Origin of the sequence: Pseudomonas sp. Irchel s3h17, from assembly GCF_900187505.1 — a bacterium.
Taxonomy (GTDB): Bacteria; Pseudomonadota; Gammaproteobacteria; order Pseudomonadales; family Pseudomonadaceae; genus Aquipseudomonas.
On the sequence record NZ_FYDL01000005.1, the window covers coordinates 220,675 to 233,510 of the forward strand.

At 59.6% G+C, this 12,836-nt stretch carries 14 protein-coding genes; 11 read left to right on the forward strand and 3 right to left on the reverse strand.

From position 1 onward, the window contains the following. Nucleotides 1–6: 6 nt before the first annotated feature. Nucleotides 7–1,227 carry an MFS transporter gene (locus CKW25_RS09035; protein WP_095078832.1) on the reverse strand — a complete coding sequence of 407 codons (1,221 nt, stop codon included), beginning with the start codon at nt 1,225–1,227 and terminating at the stop codon, nt 7–9. Between the two features lie 112 nt (nt 1,228–1,339). Continuing rightward, nucleotides 1,340–2,005, reverse strand: coding sequence for an HD domain-containing protein (locus tag CKW25_RS09040; RefSeq protein ID WP_095078833.1), 666 nt, complete (start codon nt 2,003–2,005; stop codon nt 1,340–1,342). 225 nt (nt 2,006–2,230) lie between these two features. Between CKW25_RS09040 and CKW25_RS09045 the strand changes: the two genes are divergently transcribed. After that, a complete protein-coding gene (locus CKW25_RS09045; protein ID WP_095078834.1) occupies nt 2,231–2,713 on the forward strand; it encodes a GNAT family N-acetyltransferase in 483 nt (160 codons plus the stop codon). Between the two features lie 338 nt (nt 2,714–3,051). On the opposite strand, the gene CKW25_RS09050 is transcribed toward CKW25_RS09045, so the two are convergent. Then, nucleotides 3,052–4,716 (reverse strand): electron transfer flavoprotein-ubiquinone oxidoreductase, encoded by a 1,665-nt coding sequence (locus CKW25_RS09050; RefSeq protein ID WP_095078835.1) that lies wholly within the window; start codon nt 4,714–4,716, stop codon nt 3,052–3,054. A 545-nt stretch (nt 4,717–5,261) separates the two neighbouring features. Here CKW25_RS09050 and CKW25_RS09055 point away from each other — a divergent pair. From CKW25_RS09055 to CKW25_RS09100, 10 genes are all read left to right on the forward strand, one after another. Next, nucleotides 5,262–6,011, forward strand: a complete 750-nt coding sequence (locus CKW25_RS09055) for an electron transfer flavoprotein subunit beta/FixA family protein (protein ID WP_095078836.1) — start codon at nt 5,262–5,264, stop codon at nt 6,009–6,011. Next, nucleotides 6,012–6,956 carry an electron transfer flavoprotein subunit alpha/FixB family protein gene (locus tag CKW25_RS09060; protein ID WP_095078837.1) on the forward strand — a complete coding sequence of 315 codons (945 nt, stop codon included), beginning with the start codon at nt 6,012–6,014 and terminating at the stop codon, nt 6,954–6,956. An 82-nt stretch (nt 6,957–7,038) separates the two neighbouring features. Then, nucleotides 7,039–7,863 (forward strand): ABC transporter substrate-binding protein, encoded by an 825-nt coding sequence (locus tag CKW25_RS09065; RefSeq protein ID WP_095078838.1) that lies wholly within the window; start codon nt 7,039–7,041, stop codon nt 7,861–7,863. 9 nt (nt 7,864–7,872) lie between these two features. Continuing rightward, nucleotides 7,873–8,229, forward strand: coding sequence for a DUF4398 domain-containing protein (locus tag CKW25_RS09070; protein ID WP_095078839.1), 357 nt, complete (start codon nt 7,873–7,875; stop codon nt 8,227–8,229). Beyond that, nucleotides 8,226–9,029 (forward strand): OmpA family protein, encoded by an 804-nt coding sequence (locus CKW25_RS09075; protein WP_095078840.1) that lies wholly within the window; start codon nt 8,226–8,228, stop codon nt 9,027–9,029. The genes CKW25_RS09070 and CKW25_RS09075 overlap by 4 nt, the downstream gene beginning before the upstream one ends. A gap of 201 nt (nt 9,030–9,230) precedes the next feature. Next, complete coding sequence (locus CKW25_RS09080) at nt 9,231–10,670, forward strand: PLP-dependent aminotransferase family protein (RefSeq protein WP_095078841.1); 1,440 nt, start codon at nt 9,231–9,233, stop codon at nt 10,668–10,670. Nucleotides 10,671–10,759: 89 nt separating this feature from the next. After that, nucleotides 10,760–11,233, forward strand: coding sequence for a translation initiation factor 2 (locus CKW25_RS09085; RefSeq protein ID WP_095078842.1), 474 nt, complete (start codon nt 10,760–10,762; stop codon nt 11,231–11,233). A gap of 157 nt (nt 11,234–11,390) precedes the next feature. Further along, nucleotides 11,391–11,645, forward strand: a complete 255-nt coding sequence (locus CKW25_RS09090; RefSeq protein WP_095078843.1) for a YkgJ family cysteine cluster protein — start codon at nt 11,391–11,393, stop codon at nt 11,643–11,645. Between the two features lie 41 nt (nt 11,646–11,686). After that, on the forward strand, nt 11,687–12,292 hold the full coding sequence (locus CKW25_RS09095) for an START domain-containing protein (RefSeq protein WP_095078844.1): 606 nt from the start codon (nt 11,687–11,689) through the stop codon (nt 12,290–12,292). 190 nt (nt 12,293–12,482) lie between these two features. Further along, a complete protein-coding gene (locus CKW25_RS09100) occupies nt 12,483–12,719 on the forward strand; it encodes a hypothetical protein (protein WP_095078950.1) in 237 nt (78 codons plus the stop codon). Nucleotides 12,720–12,836 lie beyond the last annotated feature (117 nt).

The following is a 12,836-nucleotide window of genomic DNA, read 5'->3' on the forward strand; positions in this document are numbered from 1 at the left end:
TCCGGACTACACCGTTTGCAGCGCCTTGCTGGCGGTTGCCCGGCGCCATAACAAGCGGCCCAGGGTAATCGACCAGTTCAGCAAGGCCAGCGCCAACACGCTCAGCAGCAGGCTTGGCAAGCCCTGTTCGACGATGATCCTGCCCGCCAGCAACGGAAAACCGAATACTCCCACGAAGTAGCCAAGGCTGAACAACAGCAAGGCTTGCGACGTGCTGCCCGCCGGTGCTTCGTTGGCGGCCAGGCCATTGATCACCGAGTAGGTCAGGCCGTAGCCGACTCCCAGCACCACAGCTGCCATCCAATACGTGAAGGCATCGTCGACGACGAAGCAGAACATCAGCAGCGATACCACCATCAGCCCCGACAACAGGCAGGACGCCCAGTATGGATCGCGCTTGACCACCCAGCCGGCGATCAGCAGGCGGCTGGCGATGGCGGCGCCCGTGAAGCCAAGGAAGAACAGTGAATAGTCCAGCGAGCGGGAGGCGGCGTAGCTGGTCTGGAAGCTCGACAACCCACCAAACACACAACCGCCGAGGCCGACCATGATGATGGGGAACAGAGCCCTGGAGGTCAGCACGCGTGTGGCGGACGTCCAGCTAATCCGTGAAGTCGCCGTCGTGCCCAGCTGGTTCGGGCGCTGTTTCAGCGTGGCACCCAGGCGCCAGAACAGCACGGCGCCAATCAGGCTGGCCAGTGCCGCGAGGTAAAACGCGCTGGTGACCGGATAACCCAGTGCACTGGCTGCGCGTCCCAGCAGTGGCCCGGAACCGATACCGGTCATCATGCAGCCTGACAGCAGTGCGAAGTATCTGGCGCGTTGTACTGGCGCGACCAGCATCGCCACGATGATCGGCCCCAGGGTGTAGAAAACGCCCCAGCCCAGCCCGAGCGTCAGCCCGAAAAACAGCAAGGTATCGCCAAATCCCGGTGTTAGGGCAAAGCCCAGGCTAGCCAGTACCAGCAGCCCGCCGAAGAGCGCAATCGAGCGCGCCGCGCCGAGCAGGTCCGACAAGTGTCCGGAAAGGATCACGGCGGCGAAGGTGCTGAGCATCGCAGCTGAAATCACACTGCCGGCATCGTGCTCGTTACCGCCCCGAGAGCTGATCAGCAGCGAGAGCAGAAAGGTCGAACCGTAAGACAACGACAACAGGTAGCTGGCAACGCAGAACAGGCCAAACAGCTTTCCTGATACGCCAGCATCCGGGGTGGTGCGAGTGGGCATGGGCAAGTCTCGTGAACGGTGGGTGCTATCGGAGGCTTGGATACCACGTGCGACGCTGGCGTATGTTCTGCGGTTGGCGGTTTCAGGATTAGCAGAATGCGGAGTAATGCGTTCAGGCGTTACTGGCGGTCAAGCCGATTTCTTCGAGCAGGTCGTCGCGAAAACGTTGCAGGCGTTCGTGACGCGCGCGCGCCAGACGCTGGCCGGAGGGCGTCTGAAAACCGTCGGCAAGGTGCAGCAGCTTGGTCTGGAAGTGATCGAGGCAGAACCGCTTATCGTCGTATTCACGGTCGCTGGCCAGTGGATCCTGTGCGTCGTACAGCGTGCTACCCATGCGCCCGGCTGTGTAAAACGTGCGCGCCACGCCCAGCATGCCGAGGGAGTCGAGGCGGTCGGCATCCTGGAGAATCTTCGCTTCCAGGGTGACGGGGGCGATGTTCGCCGAAAAACTGTGGGCCTCAATGGCGTGGACAACGGCTCGTACCCTGGGCTCTGGCCAGCCCAGTTGACGCAGGAGGGGCATGGCTTTTTCTGCCGCCAGTCGCGAGGCCTGTGAGCGCAGCGGCGAGTTTTTCTCCACCGCGACGCAGTCGTGCAGCAGTACGCCGGCCAACAGCACCTCAAGATCGCCGCCTTCTTCGGCTTGAAGCCTTTGGGCGTTGTGCCACACCCGCTGCAAGTGCGAGAGATCGTGAGCACCGTCTTCGGACGGCTCAAGGGCGTGGGGCAGCAAGGCTGAGGCGAGGCTTTGCAGTGGCGCGAAGGTGGCGAGGTTCATGAAAATCCTTTTGTGCAGAACACATGTGTGGCGAGGGAGCGGACTCCCGCCCGGCTTCGCTGAAACACTGCGGTGACTGGCTTTGGGGTCGCTACGCAACCCAGCGGGAGCAAGCTCCCTCGCCACGGTTGTTCATTGATGTCTGTATCAAGTTTTGCAGCGGTATGTGACGAACGTTGATTGCCGACATAGTATGGCGTTTTCAATCGTTCTCAAGGGACGTTCATGTCGATCGAGATCCGCCCGGCCACACCCAGCGATGCCCCCCAGATCCTGGCCTTCATCACCGAGCTTGCCGACTTCGAGCGGGCCCGTCATGAAGTCATCGCCAGTGTGGCCGACATCGAGCGCAGCCTGTTCAGTGAGGGGGCCACCGCCCATGGGCTGATCTGCCTGCGCGACGGATTGCCGATCGGCTTCGCGGTGTTTTTCTTCAGCTATTCGACCTGGCTGGGCAGTAACTGCCTGTACCTCGAAGACCTGTACATCACCCCCGAGCAGCGCGGTGGTGGCGCCGGCAAACTGTTGCTGCGCCACTTGGCGAAAATTGCCTGCGCCAACGACTGCGGCCGTTTCGAGTGGAGTGTGCTGGAGTGGAACAAGCCGGCGATCGAGTTCTACGAATCCCTCGGCGCGCAGCCACAGGAAGAGTGGGTGCGCTATCGCATGGATGGCAACGTGTTACGCGACTTCGCCGAGGGTCGTTGATTGTCGGCGGTGCAGTATCTGAAGCGTTTAACGCCAGGCGCGGCGCAGGTCGCGCATCAGGCGGCGTGAAACCCGGCAAGCCCGGTCAATCCAGGACCGTCCAACAAAAAAGGGTCCCCGTTCGGGGAATGCCGGTCAGTTAAGAGAAATAAAGCCGAACACGAAACCCGTGGCGAGGGAGCTTGCTCCCGCTGGGGCGCAAAGCGGCCCTGTTTTGGGGCTGCTACGCAGCCCAGCGGGAGCAAGCTCCCTCGCCACGGGCTCTATGTTCAGCTGGTCTTTGGCTTAACTGACTGGCATTGCCCCGTTCGGGAGCCCTTCTTGTTCAGGCGTACGACTTACATGTTCGGGTAAGTCGGGCCACCGGCACCTTCCGGTGCCACCCAGGTGATGTTCTGCGCAGGGTCCTTGATGTCGCAGGTCTTGCAGTGCACGCAGTTCTGGGCGTTGATCTGGAAGCGTTTTTCGCCGTTTTCCTGGGTGACCACTTCGTATACGCCCGCCGGGCAGTAGCGTTGCGCCGGCTCGTCGTACAGCGGCAGGTTCTTGCTGATCGGGATGCTCGCGTCGGCCAGCTTCAGGTGGCAAGGCTGTTCTTCTTCGTGGTTGGTCCCCGAGATGAATACCGAACTGAGCTTGTCGAAGCTGAGTTTGCCGTCCGGTTTCGGATAGTCGATCTTCTTGCTGTCGGCCGCCAGCTTCAGGCAAGCGTAATCCGGCTTGGTGTCGTGCAGGGTGAACGGCAGTTTGCCGCCGAAGATGTTCTGGTCGATCCAGTTGAAGCCGCCACCGACGATGGCGCCGTACTTGTGGATCGCTGGGCCGAAGTTACGGCTGGCGAACAGTTCTTCGTAGAGCCAGCTGGACTTGAACGACTCCACGTAGCTGGTCAGTTCGTCCGCGCCTTCGGAACCTGCGAACAGGGCATCGGCCACCGAATCAGCGGCGAGCATGCCGGATTTCATGGCGGTGTGGCTGCCTTTGATCTTGGCGAAGTTCAGGGTGCCCAGGTCGCAACCGATCAGTGCGCCGCCCTTGAAGACCATTTTCGGCAACGAGTTCAGGCCGCCTTTGCAGATGGCGCGCGCGCCGTAGCTGATGCGCTTGCCGCCTTCCAGGTATTGCTTGAGCACCGGGTGGTGCTTGAGGCGCTGGAATTCGTCGAACGGCGACAGGTAGGTGTTGCTGTAGGACAGGTCGACGATCAGGCCGACCACCACCTGGTTGTTTTCCAGGTGATAGAGGAAGGAGCCGCCGGTGTTTTCGGTGCCCATGATGTCCAGCGGCCAGCCGGCAGTGTGCACCACTAGGCCTGGTTGATGCTTGGCCGGGTCGATTTCCCAGATTTCCTTCAGGCCAATGCCGTAGTGCTGGGCGTCGGCATCGCTGTCGAGGTTGAAGCGCTTGATCAGTTGTTTGCCGATGTGGCCACGGCAACCTTCGGCGAACAGCGTGTACTTGCCGCGCAGTTCCATGCCCGGGGTGTACAGGCCTTCTTTCGGATTGCCTTCACGGTCAACGCCCAGGTCGCCGGTGATGATCCCGCGAACCACGCCGTTTTCGTCGAACAGGGCTTCCTGGGCGGCGAAGCCCGGGTAGATCTCTACACCCAGGTTCTCGGCCTGCTGGGCCAGCCAGCGGCACAGGTTGCCCAGGGAGATGATGTAGTTGCCTTCGTTGTGCATGGTCTTGGGCACAAAGAGGTCTGGAACCTTGATCGCGCCATCTTCATTCTTCAGGACGAAGATGTCATCGCGGGTGACCGGAGTGTTCAGCGGTGCGCCGAGCGCTTTCCAGTCAGGGAACAATTCATTCAGGGCCCGAGGTTCGAACACCGCGCCGGAAAGAATGTGAGCGCCGACTTCGGAGCCTTTTTCGACCACGCAGACGCTAATTTCCTTACCGGCTTCGGCGGCCTTCTGCTTCAATCGGCAGGCGGCGGAAAGACCAGCGGGGCCGGCACCGACGATGACCACGTCGAATTCCATGTATTCGCGTTCCACAGGTTATCTCCTACTCAAGGCTCAACAGTTTTTTTTCTAATTGGAGGTTTGGCGTCGCATCGATGAATTGCTCCGCATTGCGGGGCAGGGGACAATCGATTAACCACCTTTCTCTCTAGGTGGCGCATTATATCTACACCACTCCCAGCGTCCAATACAAACGTTTGTTTGAATTTGCTGAAAGCCAGATAAATCAAAGAAGCGCGGCTTATAACTGACCATTTTGCCGTATTGACCAGAATAGGCGTTCCGGTCAAGATACGGGCGGTTTTGCGCTCACCGTAGGCTGACTGTTGGTTTCAAGAGCACCTCTAAAGACAGGGCGAAGGCTGTACAAGGTGACGCGCAACGAGGGTTCGGTGCGAAGTTTACACGCTGCGAAAAGACCTGGCCGATCAGTCGTCGCTGACGAACGGTCATCCCTCTCGTGAGCAGGGTCACCCATTCACATGCCGGCGTTTTTAGAGGTGCCCTTGCGCCGTTGAGCATCAACCGCCAGGTTCGCCTAGGCGACTTTCTTTTCACCGGAGAGTAACGAGGAATCCATGAAGGTTCTTGTAGCTGTCAAACGAGTGGTCGACTATAACGTCAAGGTTCGCGTCAAAGCGGACAACTCCGGCGTCGATCTCGCTAACGTCAAGATGTCGATGAACCCTTTCTGCGAAATCGCAGTGGAAGAAGCCGTACGCCTGAAAGAGAAAGGTGTTGCGACTGAAATCGTCGTCGTCTCCATCGGCCCGTCCACCGCTCAAGAGCAACTGCGCACCGCGCTGGCTCTGGGTGCCGACCGCGCCATCCTCGTCGAATCCGCCGAAGACCTGACTTCCCTGGCCGTTGCCAAGCTGTTGAAGGCTGTTGTCGACAAGGAACAGCCTTCGCTGGTGATCCTTGGCAAACAAGCCATCGACAGCGACAACAACCAGACCGGCCAGATGCTGGCTGCCTTGAGCGGCTATGGTCAGGGCACTTTCGCCTCGAAAGTCGAAGTCGCTGGCGACTCCGTTGCCGTGACGCGTGAAGTCGACGGCGGTGCACAGACGGTTTCCCTGAAACTGCCGGCCATTGTCACCACCGACCTGCGTTTGAACGAGCCGCGCTACGCGTCCCTGCCAAACATCATGAAAGCCAAGAAGAAGCCGCTTGAAGTGCTGACTCCTGAAGCTTTGGGCGTTTCCACCGCCTCTACCAACAAGACCCTGAAAGTCGAAGCGCCGGCTGCACGCAGCGCGGGTATCAAGGTCAAGTCGGTGGCTGAACTGGTCGAGAAACTGAAAAACGAAGCGAAGGTAATCTAAATGACTATCTTGGTTATTGCTGAACACGACAACAAAGTGCTGGCTCCGGCCACGCTGAACACCGTTGCTGCTGCTGCCAAAATCGGCGGCGACATCCACGTTCTGGTTGCAGGGCAGGGCGCTGGCGCCGTGGCAGAAGCCGCTGCAAAAATCGCTGGCGTGACCAAAGTACTGGTCGCCGACAACGCAGCCTACGCACACCAGTTGCCGGAAAACGTGGCACCGCTGGTCGCCGCTCTTGCCCAAGAAGCAGGGGCTGCGGGCTACAGCCACATCCTGGCTGCCGCCACTTCCAACGGCAAAAACATCCTGCCGCGCGTTGCCGCAGCACTGGACGTTGACCAGATCTCCGAGATCATCTCGGTAGAAAGCGCCGATACCTTCAAGCGCCCGATCTATGCCGGTAACGCCATTGCTACCGTGCAGTCCAACGCTGCAGTCAAAGTGATCACCGTGCGTGCCACCGGCTTCGACCCGGTAGCGGCTGAAGGTGGTTCGGCGGCTGTTGAAGCCGTTGCCGCTGCCCACGACGCGGGAATCTCCAGCTTCGTTGGCGAAGAGCTTGCTAAATCTGATCGTCCGGAACTGACCGCTGCCAAGATCGTCGTTTCCGGCGGCCGAGGCATGCAGAACGGTGACAACTTCAAGCACCTGTACGCGCTGGCCGACAAGCTGGGCGCTGCTGTTGGCGCTTCCCGCGCCGCGGTCGACGCAGGTTTCGTACCCAACGACATGCAGGTCGGCCAGACCGGCAAGATCGTTGCTCCACAGCTGTACATTGCCGTCGGTATCTCCGGCGCGATCCAGCACCTGGCCGGCATGAAAGACTCCAAAGTGATCGTTGCGATCAACAAGGACGAAGAAGCGCCGATCTTCCAGGTGGCCGATTACGGCCTGGTGGCGGACTTGTTCGAAGCCATCCCTGAGTTCGAGAAACTGGTCTAATCCAGCGGCTTGACTTATAAAGAGCCCGGCCTTCTGGCCGGGTTTTTTATTGTCTGCGATTTACAGAATGGGGAAACATGCCATGGAGATGCATCGCTTGAGCGGCTGGTCGATGCTGGTGAGCCTGTTGTTATGGCCGGCGCTGTCGGTCGCAGCCGGCAAGTGCGAACGCCTGGTGGTGACCGGCAGCCCGGATGCGCCACCGTATCTGTGGCAGGACCCGCAGGATCCCGCGCACTTGATCGGCAGCAACGCCGACCTGCTGCAGCAGGTGGCGGGGGAGTTGGGGCTCACTGTCGAGCTGCGCTACGCCGGCAAGCGCTCACAGGCACTCGAGGAGGTGCGCAGCGGGCGCATCGACATGCTGGCGGACGCGTCATTGATGACCCAGCAGCTGGAGTCGCTGGATTACATTCACCCGGCGCTGGCAGGCAACGACTACCTGGTGTGGACTCGCATTGGCTCGACCCTGGACTACACCGAGGCGAAGGACTTGAGCGGGCACACGGGCGCTATGTCGCAACAGGCGCGGTTGACCCAGGCCTTCGAGGCGTTCGCACGGTCGCAATTGACCCTGGTGAGTACGCCAAACCTGACCCAGGCCTTTCAGAAGCTGGTGCTGGGTGAAGTGGAGTACGTCCTGGCCGGACGCTATGCCGGAATGGCCATGGCGCAGACATTGAGCATCGCCAACGATGTGCAGGCTGACCCGCAACCGATCGACAAGCCCGGGCTGTTCCTGGCCATTTCTCACAACTCGGCCTGCAACGATCCATGGTTGCGCGGACAGTTGGCCAAAAAGATGACAGAATTGCCCGCGTCCGGTCTGACGGAGGCTGTGCTACAGCGCAATCTGGAGCGCTGGAAAGCACATTTGAAACAGCCCGTCAGCACCCCAAAACAGTAGGGATTTTTAGTGACTATTCGACCTCTTTTCGCTGCCCTGGCCGTTACGGCTCTGGCGGGTTGTGCAGCCGATCCGGCGCCGAATGAACAAATGCGCCTGACCGGGCAGGCCCTGGAACAGGCTGCCGCCGTCGGGGCAACCGCCGGGGAAGTGCCCGAGCTGAAACTGGCTGAAGACAAGTACAGCCGGGCCAAGGCCGATATGGCCGATCAGTCGTTCAAGGACGCCCGCATGCAGGCCGAACAGGCCGAGCTGGATGCGCGCCTGGCAGAGGCCAAGGTTCTGACCCTGAAAAGCCAGGAACAACTCAACGTGCTCAATACCCGCATCGCTCGCCTGCGCAAGCAGCTGGGAGACGCCCAATGAACCTGAAGAGCGGAGTATTGGGTGGGGTGTTGCTGGTCGGCCTTTACGGTTGCGCGGGCCAGCACAGTGACGTCGCCTTGCAACAGGCCAGCGCCGATTTCCAGAAGGTCAAGGAAGACTCGAACGTATTGCGCATTGCCCCCAAGGACGTGATTCGTGCCGGTGAATCCCTGGCGCGGGCCGATCGCCTGTCCAGCTACTGGGGCAGTGGTGCGGATGTGCAGCACTACGCCTACCTGAGTCAGCGCTACAGCGAAATTGCCCGCCAGCACAGCGAGAAAGTGCTCAATGAGGAGCGGGCGGCCAAGCTTGAGCTGGAGCGTCAGCGCCTGCAACTGGCGTTGCGCGAAGCCAAGTTGCTCAGCGTGCAGCAACAGGGCAAATGGCTGGAGGAGCAAATCATCAGCCTGGCGACGACCCAGACCGATCGCGGCCTGGTGATGACGCTCGGGGATGTGTTGTTCGACACCGGTGAGGCGGAGCTGAAGAGTTCGGCCAACCGGACCGTATTGAAGATTGTGCAGTTCCTGCAGCTCAATCCCAAGCGCGTGGTCCGCATCGAGGGTTACGCCGACAGCACGGGAGGCAAGCAGGAGAACCGTAAACTGTCCCGCGATCGCGCCCAGGCAGTGGCGAACATGCTGATGGACCTGGGGATTGACGACAAACGCATTCAGGTCGAAGGCTACGGCGATGAATACCCGGTGGAGGCCAACGCGTCCGAGCGCGGCCGCGCGCAGAACCGTCGGGTTGAAATTGTCTTCTCCGATGAAAAAGGCCAGCTAGGCGCCGCCCGCTAAGGTCGGCGTCACTGGAAAACCCGGCCCCCTCAGAGGTGCCGGGTTTTTTTATGCCTGCGAAAGGCTCCACAAAACAGTACAGTTTTTGCTGACACTGCACTGTATGGTCGACTATTGTAGTAACTGTCCCAGTACACTTCCAAACTGTTCCGGTAGTGTTTCACACAAGAATAAAATGCCCGTGAAATCGAGTGCTGCGTCATGACCAATCTTTTGCTCTATCAACGTATCGCTCAGCAGCTCGCTGAGGATATCCGGCGCGGGGTCTATCAGCCCGGCGAACGCGTTCCCTCGGTACGCAAGATGAGTTCGCAGCTCAATGTCAGCCATGCGACCGTGCTTCAGGCGTATGCCAATCTCGAAGATCAGGGTCTGATCCGCGCGCGTCCGCAATCGGGCTATTACGTGCACCAGACTCCGGCACTGACAGCGCCGACCCCGGATATCGCCCGTGTCGAGCGTCCTGGCCTGGTGACCCGCAGCAGCATCATTCAGCAAGTGTTGGTGGAATCGCGCCGCGAAGGGGTGTTCCCGCTGGGGGCCGCGGTGCCCAGTGTCGACTACCTGCCGGTACGGGCACTGCACCAGCAATTGGCCAAGGTCACGCGCTTTCACAGTCCGCGGGCGTTCAGTTACATGTTCAGCCCGGGCTTCGAGCCCTTGCGGCGCCAGGTGGCGATCCGCATGCGTGATGCCGGGGTAGTGGTTGATCCTAGCGAAGTGGTAATTACCCACGGCTGTGTCGATGCCTTGCAGATGTCCCTGCGGGTATTGACCCGTCCCGGCGACTTGATCGCCGCGGAGTCGCCGACCTACTACGGTTTGTTGCAACTGGCCGACCTGCTCGGGCTCAAGGTGATTGAGATCCCCAGCGACCCCGCCACGGGCATGAGCCTGGAAGCACTTCAGCTGGCCGCCAACCAATGGTCGATCAAGGCGTTGGTGCTGACCACGCGCCTGAGCAACCCATTGGGTGGCACCATGCCTGAAGAGCGGCAGAAACAGCTGCTGCGCCTGGCGTCGGATTTCGATATCCAGGTGGTCGAAGACGATATCTACGGCGAATTGATGTTCGAGCAGGGGCGCACCAAGTCCCTGAAGGCCTATGACCGGCTGGATCGGGTGATCTACTGCTCGAGTTTTTCCAAGACTTTGTCGCCGGGCGTGCGTATCGGCTGGATGATTGCCGGCAAGTATCAGCAGGAAATCCAGCGCTTGCAGACCTTCAGCACGCACTCGGCGTGCAGCGTGACGCAGATGGGGATCGCGGCTTATCTGGAGAACGGCGGTTACGATCGGCACCTGCGTTACATTCGCCAGGAATACCGCAAGAACCTCAGCGCCTTCCAGTTGGCCGTGCAGCAGTATTTTCCGGAAGGCACGCAGATGACCCGGCCCACGGGCGGATTCATCCTGTGGGTCAGCCTGCCGGGGCGGGTCAATACCCAGGAGCTGCATGTGCGGGCGTTGCAGCAGGGCATCAGCATCGCGCCAGGGCTGATCTTCAGCAATACCGAGCAGTTCAACCACTGCATCCGCCTCAATTGCGGGACCCCCTGGAACCGTGAGGCCGAGCGGGCGCTGATGACGCTCGGCATGCTTGCCACCCAGCTTTGCCAGGAAACCGCCAGCGGCTTTTGAGGGGCGGACCGGGTCAATCGCGATGGACGCTTGTCAGCGACCTTGCAACAAGCGAGCATATGGCCCTCTGCCGTTAGTGCTGTAGGGTCATGAACGCGATTTTTCCTGCTGGTCTGGTGTTGGCTTGTCTGTTGAGTGTCTTGAGCCCGGATGAGGCGCTGGCGGCATCCGCTGAGCAAAGTACAGTGAGCACTGCTGCAACGACAGTTGAGCCGGTGAACCAGGCGCATGCGGCGAAGAAACCGGCGCCGCAAAAAGAGCGCCCGCCTATTGCCTCCAAATCCAGGGCCGCCAGTGAGGTGGTCAGGACCACTGAGCTGCCATCGACCAATGTGGATTTGAGTCTGCCATCCGATATGGTCAGGCAATTGCAGCCGATTGGCAGCCTGCCCCTGGTCAGGCGAGCCCCCTTGCTGCCGCCGCTGTTTGGTGAAAAACCCAAGGAAGAAAGCAAATTTCAGCTCAATGGCCGGCTGATTACCAACGAACTGCAATTGCAGATGCGCAATGAGGATCGGCGGGAAGTCGAGGGCGCGGCGCTGGAATTTCAGTTCAATCAGTGAGCGGTGTGACCCAACGCCCCGACGCTTTGTCGCACGACTGACCGGTCACGCGCATTTGCGTGAAAAACCGCGATCGAGCCAATTTCAAACGACTGTTTTAGCGGTTACTCTAGCCCATGTCATTCAACACATTAGCCGTCGCGAGGAACTTGACGTCATGAAATGCCGAGAAGGCTGTGGCGCCTGTTGCATTGCCCCTTCCATCAGCACCCCGATTCCCGGCATGCCAAATGGCAAGGCTGCAGGAGAACGTTGCGTGCAACTGTCTGTCGATAATCTGTGCAGCATTTTCGGCCAGCCCGAACGACCCGCAGTGTGCGGTTCGTTTCAGGCGGATGTCGAAGTCTGTGGTACCAGCAGTGAAGAGGCGATCAGGTTGCTCGGTTGGTGGGAGCAAATGACCGCGGCGTAGTGTGTTCAACGAACGGACTTTCAACAATAAGGAATAAGACTATGGGTTCGCTGCATCGTATCGCTGTGTTGTGTGGTTTGACCGCCGTACTGGCCTCGACCGCCGCTCAGGCTGAAAGCTGGACGGTCGCCAAGAATGAAGACGGTATCAAGATCTCCCTGAGTGAAATGCCCGGCTCCGACTACAAGTCCTATCAGGGCGTCACCCTGATGAAGACCACCGTCGCCAAGCTGCGCGCGCTGCAGGATGACGTGTCAGGCGCCTGTGCCTGGATTCATGAATGCAAGACCCAGAAACTGCTCAAGCATGAAGGCGATCAGAGCTGGACCTACACCCAGTTCAATACACCTTGGCCGGTCACCCCGCGTGACTCGGTACTGCAGGTCACTACCGTCGAGAGCGCCGATGGCAGCCTGACCCGTAACCTCGAAGGTATGCCGAAGTACATTGCGCAAGAAAAAGGCTTTGTCCGGGTCGCGCAGGTCAAGGGGTTCTGGAAGTTTGTCCCGAAAGGCGACCAAGTCGAAGTGACCTATCAGGTGCATACCGAGCCGGGTGGCAGCGTGCCGGCGATGGTGGCCAACAAGTTTGTGGTCGATGCACCGTTCAATACCTTGAAGTCCCTGAAAGAGCGCGCCGAGAAGTGAGGACTGGGTGTAGGCGCGAGCGCTTGCGATGGACGTCAACGATAACGCGTACTGTCTGAATAAACGCGTCGCTATTGGGTACATCGCGAGCACCCGCGCTCCTACAGCCATCGACAGTGGGAACGATTACCGGCAATTCGGTGTCGAGATGGTAGTAAGCCCATATGAGGGGTTTATCGAGGAGGTACCGATGCAAAAGTGGGCAATCACCTTTGTTGATAATCATGGTGTGCAAACTGTCGAGCATTTTGACTGTGAGCAAAAGCCTGATATGGAAAAGGCGGCGCAATTGATCCGCACCAGATTCCTCCCGGTCCCGGCCGAACTGGACCTCAATGATCTGGAGGGGCGTATCGAGGATCCCACGCTCAAAAGCCTGAAAGAGCAGAACAGCATCCAAATCCTCAGCATCTCCCTGATTTCTTGAACCCTTCCCGCAACCAGGCCTTGGCAGGCGCTCTGACTTGAGGCTACTCTGCAATCGAGATCAGCGAATGGATCGCTAAGGTCTGGTCTTGTCAGCTACATGCTTGTTTCCCGGCGG

Bases quoted from the DNA above. Each gene is read 5' to 3' on its own strand.
- CKW25_RS09065 (WP_095078838.1), top strand. From the start codon at position 7,039: ATGGAGATGCATCGCTTGAGCGGCTGGTCGATGCTGGTGAGCCTGTTG.
- CKW25_RS09040 (WP_095078833.1), bottom strand. From the start codon at position 2,005: ATGAACCTCGCCACCTTCGCGCCACTGCAAAGCCTCGCCTCAGCCTTG.
- CKW25_RS09075 (WP_095078840.1), top strand. From the start codon at position 8,226: ATGAACCTGAAGAGCGGAGTATTGGGTGGGGTGTTGCTGGTCGGCCTT.
- CKW25_RS09055 (WP_095078836.1), top strand. From the start codon at position 5,262: ATGAAGGTTCTTGTAGCTGTCAAACGAGTGGTCGACTATAACGTCAAG.
- CKW25_RS09035 (WP_095078832.1), bottom strand. From the start codon at position 1,227: ATGCCCACTCGCACCACCCCGGATGCTGGCGTATCAGGAAAGCTGTTT.
- CKW25_RS09045 (WP_095078834.1), top strand. From the start codon at position 2,231: ATGTCGATCGAGATCCGCCCGGCCACACCCAGCGATGCCCCCCAGATC.
- CKW25_RS09085 (WP_095078842.1), top strand. From the start codon at position 10,760: ATGAACGCGATTTTTCCTGCTGGTCTGGTGTTGGCTTGTCTGTTGAGT.
- CKW25_RS09100 (WP_095078950.1), top strand. From the start codon at position 12,483: ATGCAAAAGTGGGCAATCACCTTTGTTGATAATCATGGTGTGCAAACT.
- CKW25_RS09060 (WP_095078837.1), top strand. From the start codon at position 6,012: ATGACTATCTTGGTTATTGCTGAACACGACAACAAAGTGCTGGCTCCG.
- CKW25_RS09095 (WP_095078844.1), top strand. From the start codon at position 11,687: ATGGGTTCGCTGCATCGTATCGCTGTGTTGTGTGGTTTGACCGCCGTA.
- CKW25_RS09090 (WP_095078843.1), top strand. From the start codon at position 11,391: ATGAAATGCCGAGAAGGCTGTGGCGCCTGTTGCATTGCCCCTTCCATC.
- CKW25_RS09080 (WP_095078841.1), top strand. From the start codon at position 9,231: ATGACCAATCTTTTGCTCTATCAACGTATCGCTCAGCAGCTCGCTGAG.